Below are 20,747 nucleotides of genomic sequence, written 5' to 3' on the forward strand. Positions count from 1 at the left end.
CCGTTTTGGCAGATCCGTCACAACCGGAAATCGGATCGGGGAGAAGTCCCCTAGCGATGAAGCAACGGAAGATAAGTTGCCGTTGTTGTCGCGGCGTTTTGTCGCGTCGCCAGCGGTGGGCCAAGCGGGGAGAGTTCCCCGTCGTGGCCGCACGGTTCCGGCCGAGCGACAAGCATCCGCAGCGGGGCCGCGGCTGGACCGAGCGATCGCCGATCGAGGTCGCGGCCCGCCCAAGTGGCGTGACGCTTCCCCCGCCAGGAATGCCGTCGCGGCGGAGGGGGAAGCTAGCAAACCAAGCGATTAGAGATCTTCTTTGAGCAATTGTTCGATTGCCAAGTGATCCTGTTCGGTCTTTTTCGCGACCCGATAGACCTCTTCAAACGTGGTGATCCCTCGCATGATCTTTCGTATACCGTCGGCATACAGCGTGGTCATGCCGTTTTCGATCGCCGCTTTGCGGATGTCCTGCGAGCTGCGGGCCTGGAACATCATCTCGCGAATCGTGCTGCGGACCAGCATCAGTTCGTAAATACCGATCCGGCCGCGGTATCCGCTGCGTTGGCAATGGGCGCATCCTTTGCCCTTAGCGAATTCGGCCTTCTTCGCCAATTCGGGCGGAATGCCAGCATCGCGGATCAGGCTCTCCGGTGGCTTGTAACGTGTCTTACAACGTGGGCAAATCGTCCGGACCAGCCGCTGAGCGAGGACTGCGATCACGCTGCTTGCCACCAGATAGGATGGTACACCCATGTCCATCATTCGTGTCGCGGCACTGGGCGCATCGTTCGTGTGCAGAGTACTGAATACCAAGTGTCCAGTGAGAGAAGCCTGGATTCCCATCGAAGCGGTCTCGTTGTCGCGCATTTCTCCGACGAGGATGATGTTGGGTGCCTGACGCAACATGGCTCGAATGATCAGGGCGAAATCGAGTCCGATGTTGTGCCGCACCTCGCACTGGTTGATCCCCTGCAGGTAGTATTCGACAGGGTCCTCCGCGGTGATGATCTTGCGATCGGGGCGGTTCAGGGCGTTCAGCGAGGCGTAGAGTGTGGTGGTCTTTCCCGACCCTGTCGGGCCGGTGACCAAGATGATGCCGTTGGGGCGTTTGATCAGCGATTGGAAGTTGCGGAAGTCGCGCTCGGCCAGTCCCAGTTGCCGGATGCCGACCTTAATATTGTCGCGGTCCAACAGTCGCATGACCGCCGATTGGCCGTGGTTGGTCGGGATCAGGCTGACCCGCAAATCGAGTTCTTTGTCCCCCACGGTGATCTTGATCCGGCCGTCTTGCGGTTTCCGCTTTTCGGCGATGTCGATCTTGGAGAGGATTTTGATGCGGGACATCAGGGCCATCAGCATCCGGCGGGGGGGGCTGTCCCGCTCCACCAACCGGCCGTCGATCCGGTATCGGATCCGGACTCGGTCCTCGAACGGTTCGACGTGGATATCCGACGCTCGCAATTGAACCGCTTCGGCGATCATTAGGTGAACTAATTTTACGACCGGCGGGCTCGCTTCGTCGAAGATCTCGTCGACGTCGCCGCCGGAATCCTCTTCGGTCTCGGTGAAGTCGATCGCCGTATCGGTGAACTCTTGCAACATCGAGTCGGCCGATTCACCTTCGACCTGACCGTAATAGCGGTTGATCGCTTCTTGGATCGAGGTTTTGGGAGCCAACGCCGTTTCGACTTTGCGGTTCAGGATAAACCGCAGCTTTTCGATCGTCTCGAGGTCGAACGGGTCGCTGATCAGGACCTTGAGGACAGTCTCGTCCCCCCCGATCGGCAAGACGTTGTTTTCGCGGGCGACCGATTCGGGGACCAGTTCGATGACGGTCTCGTCGATCCGAATCTCGCTGAGGTTGACGTATTCGAGCTTATGGAAGTCGGCGAGCGCTTTGGTCGATTCCTCGGGGGTGGCGTAGCCCAGTTTATCGAGCGCTTCGCTGATGTTGATCCCCGAGTCGCGGGAGATCTGCGCCGCTTCGTTGAGTTGGTCGATACTGACGATGCCCCGCTGGAGCAGTAGATCGGTAAAGTCGCGTTTTGGACCAGCCATGAAATCCCTCGTAGCGTTTCGGATCCGATAAGCGACGGCAGGCTTGCATATAAGACGAGCGCCCCGCGGGTGGATCGTGGGCAGCAAGCGTGAAGCCGTCGTTGATTTTTGTGTGATTTGCGCATCGCCTCATCGAGGCCGTTGGGGGGCAGTCGCTGTCGGCCGATCGATCGGCGTCGTTGCCCTCGCCCCCTCCGCTGCGCAGCGGAAATTGTACCGCAGTCTATTGTACAGAGGAGAACCCCAGCGGATGCGTGGTTTTTCGCCACCGCAAATCAGTTTTCCAAAGTAGGATCGGCGTTTTCAGTCGCGGTCGCCAAGTTCGATTCGCTCCGCCCCCGCCCCCGCCGCGCCAACGGTTCCGATTTTTCATCCCCGTCGCGTCGGATGAATCGGGGGGACGCGCCGGCAGGGAGCAGGAAAAGCGAAGCCACGGAGGAGACGTTGCCTCTTAAAAGCTAGGCCGCAACGACGCCTGCCGATGCTTCATTCTATGTGCGTCGCGTGTTTTTTGTGCGTTCGAGCAATCGAGCGACTCGCGCACTTGTCCATTGCGCGAAGGGTGAGTTGCGGTAGAGCGATGATCTTCGCTCTTTTGTTTAGCCACAGAGGGCACAGAGAACACGGAGGTGGCGTTTCGTTTCAAAAGCCAATCAGCAACCAAGCTTTCCGATACTCCAGTTCGTTTGGGTGCTTGGAAGGCAAGAAAACTGGCGCATCGAGTCTGCCCGGGAATAACGCCAATAACGCGAATGGGACGATCAGGGATCCGCGAGCTTAAGTTATCAAATTTCGCGCTGTCCGCGGGATTAGCGGGCAAACAATACCGCCGCCACCGCACGGCGGTTCTTCACCTGGCCACCTAAGACTCAGTGTCCTCTGGGCCCTCTGTGGCTTAAAAAATGTCTGCTCGCGAATATCGCAAATCGACGCGAAAGGAACTGCAGGTCGTTGATCTGTTCTATTTTCAAGATTGGCACTGTTCGCGAGATTCGCGGGCAAACAATACCGCCGCCACACGCTTCGGTTCTTCACCTCGCCCCCCAAGAACTCTGTGTCCTCTGCGCCCTCTGTGGCAAGGGAAAGAGAAGGTGCCCGCGAATAACGCGAATGGGACGATCAGGGATCTGCGAGTTTGAATTTTCAAGTTTCGCGTTGTACGCGTGATTCACCACGCGCAAGCTCCGTGTGCTCTGCGCCTATGTGAGCAGAAAAATCAGGTGCCCGCGAATATCGCGAATCGACGCGAATGGGGGCGAGGCAGGTTAGAGGTCGATGATCTTCGCTCTTTTGTTTAGCCACAGAGGGCGCAGAGAACACGGAGGTGGCGTTTCGTTTAAAAAGCCAACCAGCAACCAAGCTTTCCGATGCTCCAGTTCGTTGCGTGCTTGGCAGGCAAGAAAACTGGCCCATCGAGTCTGCCCGCGAATAACGCGAATGGGACGATCAGGGATCTGCGAGTTTGAATTTTCAAATTTCGCGTTGTTCGCGTGATTCACCACGCGCAGGCTCCGTTTGCTCAGCGCCTCTGTGAGCAGAAAAATCAGTTGCCCGCGAATCGACGCGAATGGGGGCGAGGCAGGTTAGAGGTCGATGATCTTCGCTCTTTTGTTTAGCCACAGAGGGCACAGGGAACACGGAGGTGGCGTTTCGTTTCAAAAGCCAACCAGCAACCAAGCTTTCCGGTGCTCCAGTTCGTTGCGTGCTTGGAAGGCAAGAAAACTGGCGCATCGAGTCTGCCCGCGAATAACGCCAATAGCGCGAATGGGGCAAACAGGGATCTGTGAGTTTGAATTTTCAAATTTCGCGTTGTACGCGTGATTCACCACGCGCAAGCTCCGTGTGCTCTGCGCCTCTGGGAGCGGAAAAATCAGTTGCCCGCGAATCGACGCGAATCGACGCGAATCAGCGAGAGGCTTTTCTTTTGTTTTCAAGATTCGCTTTGTTCTCGCCGGAATCGCGCAGTCCTGATTGGTCGGTCCATCTTGCCACGTAAAAACTCAGTGTCCTCTGCGCCCTCTGTGGCAAGGGAAAGAGAAGGTGCCCGCGAATAACGCGAATGGGACGATCAGGGATCTGCGAGTTTGGATTTTCAAATTTCGCGTTGTTCGCGTGATTCACCACGTGCAAACTCCGTGTACTCTGCGCCTCTGTGAGCAGAAAAATCAGTTGCCTGCGAATCGACGCGAATGGGGGCGAGGCAGGTTAGAGGTCGATGATCTTCGCTCTATTGTTAAGCCACGGAGGACGCAGAGAGCACCGAGGTGGTCTTTCCTTGCAAGATTTACCAGCAACAGAGCTTGCCGATTTTCAAGATTCGCTTCCCCGGCTTTTCCGGCCTCTGCGGGGCGTGGCTGTGGTTGGTCCTGAATGCCAACCCCCTGCAGTTGTGGAGAAAATGCGGACAAATTGCTTGCCCCGATTTCCGCCGCTGCAATCGATAGGCTAGAATCTCGGCTTGCTCGTCACGACGCCGGTTTCTTCTCTTCTTCTGCAACCCAGCGACGCGTTTTGATCTCTGCCAATCATTTAACGAAGCGGTTTGCCAACGGCAACCAGCAGGTGCTGGCTGTCGAGGATCTTTCTTTTGACGTCCAACCGGGGCATGTCTTCGGTCTGCTGGGGCCCAATGGGGCAGGCAAGACGACGACGCTGCGAATGGTGTTGGGGTTGATCGAACCGACCTCCGGCGACGCTCAGATCCACGGATTTCAGGTCAGCCGCGATTCGGATGAGGTGAAGCGGCGGATCGGTTTTGTGTCGGCTAGCGTCGGCGTCTACCCTTGGCTGACTCCGCGCGAAGTGTTGCGTTTCGTCGGCGATCTGTATGGCGTTCGCCCGCAGGTGGCGGTTGAACGAATCGAGCGGCTGTCGAAGTTGTTAGGACTGGAAGAGATCCTGGATCGGCGCTGTTCGGTTTTGAGCACCGGGCAGCAGCAGCGAATGAATCTGGCTCGGGCTTTGGTCCACGATCCGCCGGTGATGTTGATGGACGAACCGACGCGTGGATTGGACATCGTCGGCAGCCAGGTCGTCTTCGATTACATCGTTCATTTACGCAGCGTTGGCAAAGCGGTGATCGTTTGCACGCACCGGTTGGACGAGGCGGAGCGGTTTTGTGATTCCTTTGGCTTGTTGAATCACGGCCGGTTGTGCCAGCACGGCAGCCTTGGCGATCTGCAGGATCGAACGGGGCGGACGACATTAACCGAAATGTTTGTGGATCTGTTGGCGGCCGATTCCAAACCAACCACGGAGCCTTCGATTTGAGTTCTTCCGATCTGGGAAACGATCCGCACGACCAGGGGCAAGGTGTCGATCGCGTTGGTGGAGAAGAGGCCATCGGCCGACCGGCTTCGATCCGCACGTCGCGGTTGGCGTTAAAAGAGCTTCGCGAGATCTTGCGCGATCGGCGGACGATCATGACTTTGGTCTTGATGCCGTTGTTGGTCTATCCACTGTTGGGCGTGACGGTCCAGAAATTTCTACTCAACAGCCTCCAACAGCAGCAATCGTTGGTCTACGACATCGGCGTCGCCAATGAATCCGATGGGATGTTGTTGTTGAATCTGTTGCATCAAGGCAAGTTGCTGTTGGACGAACAGCAGCCGGCGGCGACCGAACCGGAACGCGCCGATCCGATGGCGGATTTGTTGGGAGCCGACGCGTCGGCAGTCGAACTGAAGGTCATTCAGCCCTTCGAGCCGACCGGGACGCGGGACCAATTGCAGCAGATGGTTGCAGAGCAAATTCTGCAGGTCGGGGTGATCGTCCAGTGGACGGGAGAGGAGGCGGACCCGGCGCGGCAGCCGCGATTTGAATTGATCTACGACCAACGCGTCGGAGCGGCCGCGGCGGCTCGGGATGAAATGGTCCGTCGGTTGCAAGCCGTCAACGACACCTGGACGCGTCGCGTTTTGCAGCGGGCGAAGATCGCCAACGATCTCCCCGCTCCCTACATCGAACAACATGTCGCATCGCAGACACAGTCCTTTTCGTTGGTCACGTTTGTGCCATTGATGCTCGTCTTGATGACGATCACAGGGGCGGTCTACCCGGCGATCGACTTGACCGCGGGGGAGCGGGAGCGGGGGACGATGGAAATTTTGATCGCTGCGCCGGTGCCGCGGATCTCGCTGTTGATCGGTAAGTTTGTCGCGGTCCTGGTCGTGGCGATGTTGACGGCTGTGGTCAATTTGGTCGCGATGTTGATCACTGTCTATACGTTGGGGATCGATGGGATGATCTTTGGCGACGGCGGGCTTTCGATCGTCGTGGTCTTGCAAATCCTGGTGTTGTTGCTGGTCTTCGCCGCATTCTTTTCCGCGATGATGTTGGGACTGACCAGTTTCGCACGATCGTTCAAAGAGGCGCAAGCGTATCTGATTCCATTGATGCTGGTCGCGCTGGCACCGGGGATGTTGAGCTTGATGCCCGAGCTGCGACTGACCGCGGCGCTTGCGATTGTGCCGTTGGTGAACATCGTGTTGGCGGGACGCGATCTGTTGCAAGGGACGTTGGTTCCGGCGATGTTTGCGATCACGTTGATCTCGACGTCGCTGTATGGATTGTTGGCTCTGACGCTGGCCGCGCGAGTCTTTGGTACCGATTCGATCCTCTACGGCAGCGATGGTTCTTGGGCCGATCTGTTCCGTCGCCCCGCGACGCCCCGGTCGGCACCGTCGATGCCGGCGGCGATGTTCTGTTTGGCCGTCTTGTTTCCCAGCTTCATCGTGATCGGCGGGATGTCGTCGCGGATCGGCAGTTCGATGGATGGCAAGTTGGTCGCCAACGCAGTTGTCACGGTGATGTTGTTTGGTTTGTTGCCGTGGTTGTTCGCTCGGCTGGGCTATGTGCGGATTCGATCGGCCTTCTTTTTAGACTTGCCGAAGCTGTCGGCCTTTGTCGCCGCGGTGCTGTTGGGATGTTCGGTTTGGACGATGGCGTACGAGTTGGAAGTGTTGACGCTGTCGGCCAGTCGGATCGAGTTGTTGAAACAGATCTTCGAGGGGATGAAGTTCGATTTTGCCGCGATCCCGTTGCCGCTGAAGTTGCTGACGTTGGCGGCTGTGCCGGCGATCTGCGAAGAGTTTTTCTTTCGCGGTTTTCTGCTGAGCGCTTTCCTGCGCAATGGCAAACCTTGGGTCGCCGTGTTGGCAACTGCGGGGCTGTTCGGATTGTTCCATGTCGTCGTCCGCGATTCGCTGCTGTTCGAACGCTTTTTGCCCAGTTCGTTGATGGGGTTGGTGTTGGGAGTTGTTTGTTACCGCAGCGGTAGCCTCTATCCGGGGATCGTGTTGCACGCGTTGCACAACGGGATCTTGGTCTCGATGAGTCACTTCGAGACAAAATTGTTGGAACGAGGGATCGGGATCGATGCGCAAACCCATCTACCAACGGTCTGGTTGGGCGTTGCGCTGTTGGTGATCGGGGCGGGCGCCGCAGTGCTACTCTGGTCGACTCGCCGCACTCCCGCGGCGAAACTGGTCCCCGCAAGTCTTTGACACCTGTCTGTTTCCTTTCACACCAGAGAGAGGAATGGGAAACGCAGAGCCGCCGAGATCGCAGAGTCCTGGGGTGGCCGATGATTCTTTTGATGCAATAGTTTTCGTTCTTCGCTGCACTGGGCGGTTGGAGACGTTGAGGCTAAGGTTTGGATCCCGCAGTTAGATCGTACTCAGCGGGATCGGTTTTGCCTCGGGGGCGTTGGAGTTGTTGCAGCGTGGTGTCACCGTGCGTGGGGGAGTCCTGCAGTGACTCCAGATTAGCGATACACCCGATCTGGTGGTGTGCTACAATTGCGACCAACGCTGGTTTGCGGGGCACGCGACAGGCTGCGGCACTTGGGTTGATGGGGTTCAATTGCATTGTTTTCAACGTTTTTCGCTCATGATTCGCCATCAAACCATCAAGTCGAAGTGGTGTCGTCGCTGCCGCGACATGACCAACCATGAGGTATACGAGATCATCCCGCCGTGGTTGTTTTGGATGAGCTTGGTGGCAACGCTTGGAATCGCTTATCCGTTACTGATGTCGATCCAACATCGGTCGACCAATCAGTGCACCCATTGCGACGCCCGCGACAACGGCCGCTATTTTTCAAAGCAGCGGCACAAGCGATCCGACTCCGGACATCGCAGCGAGTCTCGACGGCGAAGCAAGCGACGCAAGCGGACTCGAGTCGCACCGGCAGAATAGCTGCTGTTCGCAAAACGGAAAGTTTAAACGCAGAGTCGCAGAGAGCGCAGAGAAGCTGCTTTCTATCGAAAATCGAACAGGCGCTAAACCCAGCCGACTCTCCCGATGCAAAACCTCTGCGAACTCAGCGCCTCTGCGTTTCAATCAAACCGGCTCCTGGCTCGCCCCGACAGGATGGCCGCGTGTCGCAGTAGGTATATTTAAAACGCAGAGTCGCAGAGAAGACACATCCCAAGAAGCGATAAAACCTGCCAACTCTCCCGATGCAAAACCTCTGCGATCTCAGCGCCTCTGCGTTTTAAAATAGCTTGCGCAGCAGGCTCGGATCCGGACCTCAATCGCCGCGTCGGACGCAATGCGGTGGGGGAGGTTTATAGCCCGGCGTTGGGAATTCGTTAGGCTTGCCGCAGCGTGCTTTGGGCGTTCTCTTTCAAGAAACTTGCGTAAGCCTGCTGCAGGCCTTGGGCGAGTTCGACTTCGTGTCGCCAACCGAGTGCGTGCAACTGTGTCACGTCGGTCACTTTCCGCGGCGTGCCATCGGGTTTCGAAGGATCGGTTTCGATCTGGCCTTGGTATCCGACGACGGCTGCAATCTTTTCGGCTAGTTCCAGGATCGTGAGGTCTTCGCCCGTGCCGACGTTGACCCAGTCGGGCGGATCGCTGGCGGAGAGTAGATGCATCGCAGCGGACGCTAAGTCGTCGACGTACAGGAATTCGCGGCGTGGCGAACCGCTCCCCCAGATCGTCACACTCGGCAGCCCCTCTTCCTTGGCTTCGTGGAACCGACGCAGCAGCGCCGGCAGAACGTGGCTGTTTTCGGGGTGGTAGTTGTCGCCGGGGCCGTACAGGTTGGTCGGCATGGCGGAGTGGAACATCACGCCGTACTGTTGTCGGTAGTATTGGCACAGCTTCAAACCGGCGATCTTTGCGATCGCGTAGGCTTCGTTGGTGGTTTCCAGCGGTCCGGAAAGGAGTGCCGATTCGACCAGCGGCTGCGGCGCGTCGCGTGGGTAGATGCATGTGCTGCCCAAAAACAACAACCGCTGGACCCCGTGGCGATAGGCCGATTCGACGCAGTTCAGGGCGATCTTCAAGTTCTCCGAAAGGAACTCGACCGGATATTGGCTGTTCGCAAAAATCCCACCGACCTTCGCCGCCGCCACGACGACAGCGTCGGGGCGGTTGTCGGCATAAAATTGGTCGACAGCTTGCGGATCGGAGAGATCGACGACCTCGCGCCCGGCGGTCAGCAGTTCGATCGATGGATCGGCGGCAACGCGTCGGCAGATTGCGTCGCCGACCATGCCGCGGTGTCCGGCGACAAACAGTCGTTGAATTGAAGGAGCCGAGGGGGCAGCGTTCATTTCGTTTCCAATTTAGGTGGCTTGGATCGGGGAGAGGCGGCGGTCGGTTTCGCAAACCACTTCTAAGACATCGGCGAATTGCTGGGTTGCTATTCTACGATCGTACCGAGTCTGTGCCAGTCGGCGGGCATTTTCACCGCTGGCTTGCAATTCGTTCGAATGTTCGGTGCACCAGCGGACATAATCGACGATCTGCGAGACGCTGCCCGGCGGCACGGCGCGGCCAACTTGGTGCGTGTGGATCTCGCGGGCGATCGAAAATTCTTCCGGGGCGATCGCCATCACCGGCGTTCCCGAGGCGAGGATCCCGTACAGTTTGCTGGGGGCCAGGCAGCCGCGGATGTTCGCATCCATCGAAACAACGTGCAAGTCGGCTGCGGACAAGCTCTCGGTTAACCGTTGAATCGGTTGGTACTCGATAAAGCGAACGTGTTTCGCATCGCGTTGGGCCGCATAAGCTTGCAACGCCGCTTTGCGAGCCCCATCGCCGACCAGGGCAATCACTGCTCGATCGGGCCAGTCGGGACGGCACGCTGCGTCGATCAGAACTTCCAACCGTTGACTCATCCCCATATTGCCCGAGTGCATGACGACAAAACGATCGTCCAATTGTTGCTCGACGCGAAACGGATTGGCCGACTTCAACGGCTGGATCGCTTCGGTGTCGACCCAGTTGGGGACGATCGAAAATTTTTCGGGCGGCAGCCCCCAACCGACCAAGCGGTCGCGCATGTCGTCGTCCAGGACAACGATCTGGTCGGCCTGTTGGTACGCAGCCAGCAAGCGACGGCGGATCTGGCGAGTGATCATTCCCTCTTTGATCACCCCCAAACCGATCGCGATGTCGGGGTAGACGTCCTGCGTGTAGACAATAAATTTTGCCCCCATCCGGCGAGCGATCGGCGCGGCGACGATCGGCAGAAAAAAGGGATCCGATTCGCTGACGATCACGTCGAAGGGAGAGGCGGCGGGGACGCGGCGACCCCAGCGACGGGTTTGCCATGTGAAGGAGAGCAGATTGATCAAGCGACCGAGCTTCGATCGTTTGGGCAATGTCGTGTGGGGCAGTCGATCGATCGTGACCCCATCGCGCTGCTGTTGTCCGCGGCGGACAAACGCTTCGCCGCTGAGGTTCTTGTTCGGTTGCCCGGCGACGACCGTGATATCCCAATCGGTCGACAACGCCCCGCACAACTGTTCCAACAATTGCCCTGTCGCTTCCACATCGGGCCAATAGCAGCGATTCAAAAATGCGATTCGTGGGCGAGTCATGGTCGGCGGGGCGTTCGGATTGCAGAGCGGGGGGAGCGGAGGTGCGTTAGTAACGAAAGCGTCGGCGGATCAGCAGCACGGCGAGCACGAGCACTCCCGCGGCGATGGCCCCTGCCGCCACACGCTGCATCGTCGTCGAGTAGACCGCCAAGTAATACCCCAGCTTCAAATATTCCGCCAGGACCAGTTCGGTTCCTTGCGGCGATTGCCACCAAACGTCCCAGTCGAAAGCATCGGTCGGCGCCCCGATGAAACAGAAGCTTTCGAGTTTATCGCCGTAGATGCTGGCGGCCGCCCACCGCGCTCGCCGCGTGTGATACCGATTGGTCACGATCGCGATCGTCGCTTCGGGATCGGATTCCAGGATCGAACCGATCAACTCTAGATCGCTGTGCGTCGTGCGACTCTCCCCATCCAGGAAAATCATCCGCTCCTCGGCGATTCCCCGCTTTTGAAAGATGCGATGGGTCAATTCGTGTGTCGGCAGACTCAGCCCCTCTTGGACCGCGCTGGAACTTGGGTTGCGCAGGATCGCTGTCTTGTCGGCAAGCCCTTCGCGCAGGATCGCAACGGCGGCAAAGGTCCGAGATTCAGGGCCGCCGGGAAGGACGACGACATAGTCGGCCGGAAGCCGCGGATCGGTGACATCCAACCAATTCGCAACCTCCCGCAACAGATAACTGTGGCCGGCGACCAGCAGTCCCAAGACGAGCAGCAATGTAAAGCCAACGCGACGGACCATCAGGACGCTCCCACAGGCAAAGGTTCCGACGGCAAAGGTTCTGTGGGGGGTAGGCTGTTTTCGTCGGCGGGACGCATCGGTACGCCAAACGCTTGCAACCGCTCGATGAAGGCGTCCTCGTATTCTTGCGGACTCAGATCGTCGACGGTTGGGAGCCCGCCGGGGGACATCCAGTTATAAAACCTTCCGATCGCTTGGCCATAGAAGGCTTTGCAACCAGTGGTCGTACGCCACCAGCGATCGGCCGAATATTCGGTCGGTTCGAGCGGTTTGACTTTGATCTGCGCCGCCGTCGCGGCGACCAGTTCGCGATCGATCATCCGGCGCAGTCCTCCGCTGGACAATGCGTCGGCAAACATGCAGACGATCGCATCGGGGTGCTGTTCCAACCAGTCCCCAAGAAACTGGAGCTTCTGGAGTCGATCGCGAGAACGGCCCGGAACGTGTTGCAATTGCTCCGGCTTCGCTCCCACGTCGATCAGCAGATTGGGCAACAGGTCGTCGGTTGGCGGAGCTGCACCACACTGTACCGATCGGGGGGCCCATTCTTCGGGCATAAGGATCGTCTTTTGGCCGGCTGCCATCGCGATCGTTGTTTCCAGCATCCGATCGCCGCTGATCATATATAGATGCGTCAGTTCGGATTCATCGATCGTGTCGTTGCTGCGGAAGGTGCGCGTCAGTCTGGAGAGCAGCGGTTCGTGCAGCAACCAGCCTCCGACCGCTACTGCGATCGCAAAAAACAGCCATTTTCGTCGTCCCGGCAAATCAAAAACCTTTGCTATCGTGTACGCTTTGCGGTGCCATTGCGTCATTACGCGGCGGATGTCGTCGAAAAACGCACGCCCGTATTTTGCGGACGCATGGCGATCCCCTGCGATCCGAATTCGCATTCGTGGAAAAGGGGGATCGGAAATCGGTGAGATAGTTGATCATGTTAGTTGCTGGACATCCCCAAGGCCAATCGGCAAACGTTGGCTTCCCAGGGCTTAGGCATTATTGGCAACCCGAAGCGTAAGCGAGGCACCGCGTGAATTCCTCGCTTACGCGTCGGGTTACCATTTCCAGCGACGCTCCAGTTTGAAACACTGAATGGCCCTGCGAGGCTTCCAAAGGGAACCAGCCCCTGACACGAGCCGGCTAGTTCGCCGCAACACCAACACGGGATAGCCCTTCGAGGGGGGGCCCGGCTTTGAGAAGGAACAAATTTTAATGGTTCGATGGCGGCCCAGCGGAGCGACGACGATCGTCAGTGGTGCATCAAGCGGGATCGGGTGGGAGATCTCCCGCCAGTTGGCGATGCGTGGGGCGACCGTGATCGCGGTGGCGCGGCGTGGCGATCGGTTGCAGCAATTGGCCGACAGTTTGTCCGGTGCCGAGGGGAAGATCGTTCCTATGGCGGGAGATTTGACAGATGCGGCATTTCGGGACCAGATTATCGCTCGGGCCGGATCGATCTCCGATGGGCTGGATCTGTTGGTCAACAACGCGGGGATTGGGGGCATCGGCCCCTTTGCCGATGCCACTCCCGATCGACTGCGTCGGATCATGGAGGTCAATTTCTTCGCTCCTGTCGAATTGACCCGGTTGGCCCTGCCGATGCTACGGTCCAGCGGCAACGCGGTGATCTGCAACGTCAGCAGCGTGCTGGGGCATCGCGGCGTGCCGGGGAAGAGTGAGTATTGTGCCAGCAAGTTTGCGATCCATGGTTGGAGCGATTCGCTGCGGGCCGAGTTGGCGCGGTCGGGAATCCAGGTCACGTTGGTCAGTCCCAGCACGACGGCGAGCGAATTTTTTGATGTGGCGATCGAAACAAAAGAGTCGGCGTCGCATCGCCGCCGCGGGGCGATGAGTCCCGATCGGGTGGCTCGATTGGCGATCGGGGCGATCGAAAAACGCCGCGACGAAATCGTCCTCAGCCCCGGCGGCAAGCTGTTGGTCTATCTCGACCGCTGCTGTCCCTGGTTGGCCAACCGCTTGATCGCTCGCTTCGGATAGGAAGTGTCGAATCTGCGTTTCAGTTCCTCCCCACATCGCCGGTGACATGAAGTGCGGCAGACGAGTCGGTTTTGATTTTAAAACGCAGAGGCGCTGAGGTCGCAGAGGTTTTGTGGTGGGAGCGTCGGTCGGCTTTATCGCTTGTTCGACTTTTAAAGTAGGAACTGTCATCTCTGCGACTCTGCGTTTTAAATTTCCTCTTACGCCATGCGGCGATTCTGTTGGGGCGAGCGAGGGGCTGATTTGATTAAAACGCAGAGGCGCTGAGATCGCAGAGGGGCGTGATCGAATCGCCGCAGGCCGGGGCCGCTCTTAATGAACGCTATTCAATCTATGTTCTCTGTCCCCTCTGCGGCTCACTGCCCCAGCGCGTGCAGAGGCTGTTGTTCCCCCGCCAGGACCGTCTACTGAAATCGGGGGGCGAGCGATGTTTTGCGGTTTCTCGTCAACCGGGATGCTGATGCGTGCCGGTTGATATCTCCGAATCGACACGTCGATTGGGCCCTCTCCTGGGCTACGGTGCATCTGATATGATACCTGGCGACTCATTTCGGCGCTAAACGCTTGCTTTCGCTTTTATCTTTTGCTCCCCACCGGTCCCGCCTCAAAATCCATGTTGCCACGCACGCTCGAACCCGAATCGATGGACGACCCGGCCGAAGCGGCCAGCTACGACGACATGAACCACTCGTCGGTCAACATCCGCTTTGTCGACGACCTCTTGGCCGGCGGCGAGATTGGCAACGACATCTTGGACCTCGGCACCGGGACGGCGCAGATCCCGATCCTGTTGTGCGAACGGATGCCCGAGGTGCGGATCATGGCACTCGACGCGGCGGCCAGCATGTTGGAATTGGCGATCTACAACATCGAGATCGCCAGTGCCATCGAACGCATCCAACTGATGCAGGGGGATGCCAAAGCGATGGACGACTTTGAAGACGAGATGTTCGATTGCGTGATGTGCAACAGTCTGATCCATCATCTGCCCGAACCTCAGCCGACGTTTGCCGAGATCCATCGGTTGACAGCGATCGGCGGCCGGATATTCGTTCGCGATCTCTGTCGCCCCGATTCGGAGACGGCTGTCGAAGCGTTGGTCGCCCAGTATGCGGCCGACGAATCGGAGATCGCCCAACAATTGTTCCGCCAATCGCTGCACGCGGCGCTGACGCTGGACGAAGTGCAACAGATGGTTGCCGCCGCGGGACTGCCTCGCGATTCAGTGCAGATGACCAGCGATCGCCATTGGACGTTGGATGTTCGCAAGACAACCGCTCACCAAGAAGAGGCCGCGTCGTGAAAACCTATCTCGATCAACTGAGACAACTCCTCGACCACGGCATCGATCGTCCCGATCGAACCGGAACTGGAACGCGCAGCCAATTCGGAGCGCAGATGCGTTACGATCTGTCAGCCGGATTTCCGTTGCTGACCACCAAGCGGTTGCACCTGCGGTCCATCTTGTACGAATTGTTGTGGTTTTTGCGAGGCGACACCAACATCGCTTGGCTCAAAGAGCATGGCGTTTCGATCTGGGATGAATGGGCCGATGAAAATGGCGATTTGGGGCCGGTCTACGGCCATCAATGGCGCAGCTGGCCGGCGCCCGATGGCAGCACGATCGATCAGATCGCGGAAGTCGAATCGCAGATCCGCAGCAACCCCAACTCGCGGCGCTTGATCGTTTCGGCCTGGAATGTTGCCGAAGTCAACAACATGGCGCTGCCACCGTGCCACTGTCTGTTCCAATTTTATGTCGCCGACGGGCGGCTGAGCTGCCAGTTGTATCAGCGCAGCGCCGACTTCTTCTTGGGCGTTCCCTTCAACATCGCCAGCTATGCTTTGTTGACGATGATGATGGCGCGCGTGACGGGGCTGGAGGTGGGCGACTTTGTCCACACGCTGGGCGATGTGCATCTGTATCACAATCATTTTGAACAGGCGCGGCTGCAATTGAGCCGCGAGCCGCGACCGCTGCCAACGATGCAGATCAGCGGCCAGCAGAAGAGTTTGCGCGATTTCCAGTTCGACGATTTCCAGTTGATCGATTACGATCCGCATCCGCATATCAAAGCGGCTGTTGCGGTCTGACCCACATTCGATCGATCTGGTGGAAGACCCGAGGACGCTGATGACGACCGATTATTCGAGCATTCACGAACCAATCAGCGACCTGTTCTCGCGGCTTGCCGCGGCGGCGGATCGGGACCAGTATCGATTGACCGACGCACAAGTCGCTCATTACCACGAGTTTGGTTTTGTCGCGGGTGTGCGGTTGTTGAACGATTCGCAAATCGAACACCTCCGCGGCGAACTGGCCGAACTGGTTCAGCCCGATCACGACGGCCGATCGCTGTGGTACGAATACAACAGCAATGAATCGGCCGATCCAGATCTGGTCTTGTTCCATGCACTGGGGGCTTGGCGAACGCGGCCCGGTTTTCACGACATGTTGTGGAATCCAGCCTTCACCGTTGCGGCCAGCCAGTTGTTGGGCGGATCGGTCCGGTTCTGGCACGATCAATTGTTTTGCAAACCGGCACACCACGGCGGCGTTGTTGCGTGGCACCAAGATTATTCGTACTGGACGCGAACCCAACCGATGGCCCATCTGACCTGTTGGATCGGATTGGATGATGCCACCGCCGACAACGGATGCTTACAATATGTGCCTGGCAGCCATCGATGGCCGTTGTTGCCGATCACCGGACTTGCCGGAGACATGCAAGCGATCGGCGAAGTCTTGAGCGAAGATCAGATGGCTCAATTGATGAACCCCACCGCGATCGAATTAAAGGCGGGGGAGTGTGCGTTTCATCATCCGTTGCTGGTTCACGGATCGTTCGCCAATCGGACCGAACGCCCGCGGAGAGCCGCTGTTTTGAACGTGGTTCGGGATGGCGTCTGTTCATCGGACGACGAACCGTTGTTGGCGGGGACCGATCCGATTCCCACGGGGCAGCCTCTGGAAGGCCGCTTTTTTCCGTTGCTGTTGGACAGCGATCCCCAAGGCTGAAGCGACCGGTCGGCGTGCCGATGACGGTTTTCCGTGGCGGGGGACGGTGCCCCTCGCCGCTGTGGCGAACATCTCGCGACCGATTGTCCTGGTCGCAACGCGGGAGAACCCCGGTGGGCGTGTCGGTTTGCTTTACGATCGGCTTGCCAAGGCCTATGTTAAAAGTAGTGGGGAGGCTCGATCGCGGTTCGCTCGCAGCCCGAACCCCATCGGCTCAAACGTACCTGTCTTTCGAAGGAAGAAGCAAAATGCACGCGATGCAATCGTGGTTGAAGACCATGCTGCTGGCTGTTGGCCTGTTGGTGATGGCGCTGCTGGGGGCTGCCAACGCATTGGCCCAAGCGGTTGCTCCGGCGGAGTTCAAGGAGCAGGAGAAGCCCGCGACGGCCAAGAAGGCGACTGGCGAGTATTTGCGAATCACCAAGCTGGACAATGGCAAACCCGATTCGATGGAGACGGCGATCGTCCGCTTCGAAGGTCTTCCGGGGAGCAAATATGCTGGCCGGGTGGTCGATCTGATCGGTGTCGTGCATATCGGGCAGAAGGAGTATTACGAGCAATTGAACCAGCGGTTCGCCGATTACGACCGCGTACTCTACGAATTGGTCGCTCCCGAAGGGACGACCGTCAACAAAGAACAGGCGGGGGAAGTTCGCGGCCCGTTAGGGGCGATGCAGTTGGGGATGAAAGACATCTTGAACCTGGACTTCCAGTTGGAGCATGTCGATTACGACGCCAAGAATTTCCGGCACGCCGACATGAGCCCCGAGGAGTTTGCCGCGGATATGGCCGATCGTGGCGATAGCATTATGAAAATGGTCTTCCGCATGTTGGGATCGGGGATGGCGACTCAAGCGTCGGCCGAACCTGCGGCTTCGGATACCGCGTTGCTGTTCGCGTTGTTCGCTCCCGACCGAGCTCGGCGGATGAAACAGATCATGGCGTCGCAGTTCGAAGACATGGAGATCGCCACCGCGGCGATGGCCGACGCGACGGGAAAAAGCACGATCATCACCGAGCGCAACGGCAAAGCGATGAGCATCTTGACCGACGAATTGGACCGGGGCAGCCGGAAGGTCGCGGTCTTTTATGGAGCGGGGCATCTTCCCGACATGGCCGATCGGTTGCGCAACGACTTTCAAATGAAGAAGACGCAAACCGAGTGGTTTCAAGCTTGGGATTTACAGAAGAATTGAGCCGGCAAACTTGATTCAATGCGTCCAGATTCTGAAAATTCTGGATGCTATCGTCGTCACAGTTTCACTCGCCTGGGCCAGCTTCCCCAGTTCGGCTGCTTCGCCGAATGTTTCCAGCTCGCTGGCGTTGGCTAACCGGCACGGCAGTTGACGGAATTGCAAGTCGTACTGAATTGCGACGGGTCGCGTTCCGATAGTCAATACCATCGTATCGATCAGCACGACCGTTCCAGGTCGTCGCGTCGATGGATGTTCTGACGACTATGCCGGGCCGTGAATCCATGATGACAAACCGCAAACGACGACGCATGCGCTCCATGCTGCTCCATTCATTGGCGATCGGTACATCGATCACCTGGGGGGGCTTGTTTGGAAGCGTGCATGCCGACGAGCCTGCCAGTCTTCGACCGAGCTCGTCGCGTCCGGTGTTGATGCCAGTTCAAGCGACTTCGGCACCACTCGATTCGGACGGCGAATCGCAGTTCCAGTCGTCGCGTCGACCGGCCGCCAACCGTCAGGCGCCGTTGCCATTCGAACCGCCGACGGCGATCTCGCGCTCCGAACCATCGACCTCAACGTCGAAAGCGACGACTCCCCCGATGGGCGTCTGGGTGCCACGCGGCAGTCGAGCGCTGCGGACCTCGACCGCTCAACGTTTCACTCCTTGGACGACTCCCGATATCGATCGCCGATCGACCTCCGGTTCAATGCAAGAGAGCAGCGACGCAGCGCCGAACGGTGGCTCGAGCGAATCGAGTCGTTCCGAAACGAAGGTGCATCGCTCCGAATCGGTTCAAGAATCGGGCTCGCTCTCGTCGGCTGCCGATCATACGCCACCAAGCATGCGCCGGGAGACCACGGTGCGATCACAAACCGAGCGGTCGACTCGGACCGATCGGATCGCCGGTTCGGTGCAGCGCAATACGACAACTTCGGAAACGATCGTCGTCAATCCAACTGTCGACGATCCCGCTCCCGCCCCATCGCCCGGCACGCTGAGCGAGCGAACCGAAACGACGGAGACATTGGAAACGAAGACCGAGACTTCGCGTCGGACCCGTGTTGCCCGCCGCGATTCGTCGCAGGTCACGACCGAACAGCATTCGAGTTCACGACGGTCGACCGAGACCGAAGAACTGCAGATGGCCGCGCCGCGCGAGGTCGCCAAACTGGAAATCGAAGCGCTGGTTCCCGTTCAATCACCCGATTCGAACGAGCCGATCGATGATGTCGTGGAGCCCAACGAATCGCAACCGGTTCCAGAGGAAGAGGTCACCGATGGCGATATCGATGCCGAATCGTTGGAGCGATTGCGAGCGGCGATCCGAAGTTTCCCGGGCCGATCGGCGGCACGGGAGGATTTGGACTCCGATGAAGCGGCGTCGTCCCCCAGCGATCGCATGGCTCGGGCGTTGGATAGCACCGGGGGCAAACAGGATGATGAACCGGCACCGCAGAAGCGTCGAGCTCGTGTCTTGACTCGCGAGGTGCAGACGCTTCGGCCACACATCGCTCGCGTGCTGACCGATTATCATCGCCGGCCCGAAAACGTATCGGGCCGTAGCCCATGGGGCACGTTTCACATGATGTTGCCTTTTGGTGCCGACGCCAACGTGCAATCGGGCAGGAATTTGCACAATTCGATCGCCTGGTTGTGCAGCAATCGTCCCTGCCGCGGGCAACGCCTGATCACGACGACCAAAAGTGGTCGGATCTACGTTCGCCAGGGGCCCGGATTGCAAGGGCATCAAGCTCAACTGCTCGCGATGTTGGCTCAGGTGAACGTGGAAGCGACCTATCCGATCACCACCGGCCGCAGTCGGTTCACGATCGAAGACTTGATCCGCGCCGAAATGGCCGACTGTCGCCGCGGTCAAGAGTTGACGTTCAGCCTGATTGGTCTGTCGCACTATCTGCCGACCGATACCCATTGGCGAGCATCCGACGGCAGCGTCTGGAACTTTGAAACCTTGTTGGCCGAAGAGTTGGCACAACCGATCGTAGGTGCTGCGTGTGGCGGAACGCATCGTTTGATGGGGCTCAGTTATGCCCTGCGTCAACGCCGCATGGAAGGTCTGCCGATCGAAGGGCAATGGTTGCGAGCCGACGCGTTTATCAAGGACTTTGTCAACTATGCATGGTCGCTGCAAAACAGCGATGGTTCGTTCAGTACGAATTGGTTTGAAGGGCCGCAGGACAATCGCGAACTCGACCGCAAGGTGCAAACGACCGGTCACATCCTGGAATGGTTGATCTTCACCGCCGACCAAGACGAATTGCAAGATCCTCGATTTGTTCGCGGCGTGCAGTTCCTGACCAATGCGTTCAGCCGCTATCGGACGCACGAATGGCAACCGGGGCCCAAGGGGCACGTGCTGCGTGCGTTGTCGTTGTATCATCGCCGCGTCTATGGCGACCCTCGGCCATGGGCGAGTCCGTCTCAGGTCGCTCAGCCCGCTGGCCGCGCGTATCGCTAGGAATTGCTGTCATTGCGAGCGGCCGCGCCGGCCGGCTCGCAGCATCGGGAGAGCTTGGGAAACAGGCCCGTCCGCAGTTCGCGGGCGGGTGTGTGAAAGCCGATCGGCAGCGCGGCAAATCGGCTGCGAGCCCCCCCTTTTCTTTTCGGTTCTTTTCTCGAACCGCAACGCATCGCTGTGCGTAGGAACGGGTCAAACGGGAGTCGTTTGACCATCTGAGTCGGTTGCTGGCCAAATGCCGCCCGTTGAGTACGTGTGAATAGCGGCTATATTAGCTGCCTTGTGGCGGTTTGTGGCTAGGCGAACAGGCGTCTTGGAAAGCTTTGCAGCGTTCCGCTCGGACGCTTGGACCGAACTCCGCCGACCTACCTCTCCGCCTCGCTTTGGGCAATGGAATGCCGTCGACTGATCCGTTGAATGCAAACG

Annotated in this window: 16 protein-coding genes; 10 read left to right on the forward strand and 6 right to left on the reverse strand. The window is 58.5% G+C overall.

Annotated features, from left to right (window positions below; genetic code table 11):
* The first annotated feature begins 76 nt into the window (after nucleotides 1-76).
* Nucleotides 77-304 carry a hypothetical protein gene (locus tag EC9_RS08430; protein WP_145344031.1) on the forward strand — a complete coding sequence of 76 codons (228 nt, stop codon included), beginning with the start codon at nucleotides 77-79 and terminating at the stop codon, nucleotides 302-304.
* On the opposite strand, the gene EC9_RS08435 is transcribed toward EC9_RS08430, so the two are convergent.
* Nucleotides 301-2,055: a GspE/PulE family protein gene (locus EC9_RS08435; protein ID WP_145344033.1), complete on the reverse strand. Its 1,755-nt coding sequence runs from the start codon at nucleotides 2,053-2,055 to the stop codon at nucleotides 301-303. The two genes, EC9_RS08430 and EC9_RS08435, sit on opposite strands and share 4 nt — an antisense overlap.
* 1,655 nt (nucleotides 2,056-3,710) lie before the next feature.
* Nucleotides 3,711-3,989, reverse strand: coding sequence for a hypothetical protein (locus EC9_RS08440; RefSeq protein WP_145344035.1), 279 nt, complete (start codon nucleotides 3,987-3,989; stop codon nucleotides 3,711-3,713).
* A 577-nt stretch (nucleotides 3,990-4,566) separates the two neighbouring features.
* On the opposite strand from EC9_RS08440, the gene EC9_RS08445 reads away from it, so the two are divergent.
* The 3 genes from EC9_RS08445 to EC9_RS08455 all read left to right on the forward strand — a co-directional run bounded on the left by EC9_RS08445 (nucleotide 4,567) and on the right by EC9_RS08455 (nucleotide 8,253).
* Entirely contained in the window at nucleotides 4,567-5,325 is a 759-nt protein-coding gene (locus tag EC9_RS08445) for an ABC transporter ATP-binding protein (protein WP_145344037.1), read from the forward strand.
* Complete coding sequence (locus EC9_RS08450; RefSeq protein WP_218934677.1) at nucleotides 5,322-7,559, forward strand: ABC transporter permease subunit/CPBP intramembrane protease; 2,238 nt, start codon at nucleotides 5,322-5,324, stop codon at nucleotides 7,557-7,559. The genes EC9_RS08445 and EC9_RS08450 overlap by 4 nt, the downstream gene beginning before the upstream one ends.
* A 385-nt stretch (nucleotides 7,560-7,944) precedes the next feature.
* A complete protein-coding gene (locus EC9_RS08455; protein ID WP_145344040.1) occupies nucleotides 7,945-8,253 on the forward strand; it encodes a hypothetical protein in 309 nt (102 codons plus the stop codon).
* Between the two features lie 395 nt (nucleotides 8,254-8,648).
* Here EC9_RS08455 and EC9_RS08460 read toward each other — a convergent pair whose 3' ends face one another.
* From EC9_RS08460 to EC9_RS08475, 4 genes are read right to left on the reverse strand one after another with little or no spacing between them, the layout of a single operon-like run.
* Entirely contained in the window at nucleotides 8,649-9,617 is a 969-nt protein-coding gene (locus EC9_RS08460; RefSeq protein ID WP_145344042.1) for a GDP-L-fucose synthase family protein, read from the reverse strand.
* 12 nt (nucleotides 9,618-9,629) lie between these two features.
* A complete protein-coding gene (locus EC9_RS08465; protein WP_145344044.1) occupies nucleotides 9,630-10,889 on the reverse strand; it encodes a glycosyltransferase family 4 protein in 1,260 nt (419 codons plus the stop codon).
* 46 nt (nucleotides 10,890-10,935) lie between these two features.
* The gene (locus EC9_RS08470) at nucleotides 10,936-11,631 is read right to left on the reverse strand and encodes a YdcF family protein (RefSeq protein WP_145344046.1); all 696 of its coding nucleotides are present in this window, start codon (nucleotides 11,629-11,631) and stop codon (nucleotides 10,936-10,938) included.
* Entirely contained in the window at nucleotides 11,631-12,524 is an 894-nt protein-coding gene (locus EC9_RS08475; protein ID WP_145344048.1) for a hypothetical protein, read from the reverse strand. The genes EC9_RS08470 and EC9_RS08475 overlap by 1 nt, the downstream gene beginning before the upstream one ends.
* Before the next feature lie 319 nt (nucleotides 12,525-12,843).
* On the opposite strand from EC9_RS08475, the gene EC9_RS08480 reads away from it, so the two are divergent.
* The 6 genes from EC9_RS08480 to EC9_RS08505 all read left to right on the forward strand — a co-directional run bounded on the left by EC9_RS08480 (nucleotide 12,844) and on the right by EC9_RS08505 (nucleotide 20,321).
* Nucleotides 12,844-13,629: an SDR family NAD(P)-dependent oxidoreductase gene (locus EC9_RS08480; protein WP_145344050.1), complete on the forward strand. Its 786-nt coding sequence runs from the start codon at nucleotides 12,844-12,846 to the stop codon at nucleotides 13,627-13,629.
* 613 nt (nucleotides 13,630-14,242) lie between these two features.
* Entirely contained in the window at nucleotides 14,243-14,932 is a 690-nt protein-coding gene (locus tag EC9_RS08485; protein ID WP_145344052.1) for a class I SAM-dependent methyltransferase, read from the forward strand.
* Entirely contained in the window at nucleotides 14,929-15,723 is a 795-nt protein-coding gene (locus EC9_RS08490) for a thymidylate synthase (RefSeq protein WP_145344054.1), read from the forward strand. The genes EC9_RS08485 and EC9_RS08490 overlap by 4 nt, the downstream gene beginning before the upstream one ends.
* Nucleotides 15,724-15,763: 40 nt before the next feature.
* A complete protein-coding gene (locus EC9_RS08495) occupies nucleotides 15,764-16,648 on the forward strand; it encodes a phytanoyl-CoA dioxygenase family protein (protein WP_145344056.1) in 885 nt (294 codons plus the stop codon).
* A gap of 248 nt (nucleotides 16,649-16,896) precedes the next feature.
* Nucleotides 16,897-17,844, forward strand: coding sequence for a TraB/GumN family protein (locus EC9_RS08500; protein WP_246106025.1), 948 nt, complete (start codon nucleotides 16,897-16,899; stop codon nucleotides 17,842-17,844).
* A gap of 317 nt (nucleotides 17,845-18,161) precedes the next feature.
* Entirely contained in the window at nucleotides 18,162-20,321 is a 2,160-nt protein-coding gene (locus EC9_RS08505; RefSeq protein WP_145344058.1) for a hypothetical protein, read from the forward strand.
* The last annotated feature ends 426 nt before the right edge of the window (nucleotides 20,322-20,747 follow it).

Origin of the sequence: Rosistilla ulvae (assembly GCF_007741475.1) — a bacterium.
Classification (GTDB): Bacteria; Planctomycetota; Planctomycetia; order Pirellulales; family Pirellulaceae; genus Rosistilla; species Rosistilla ulvae.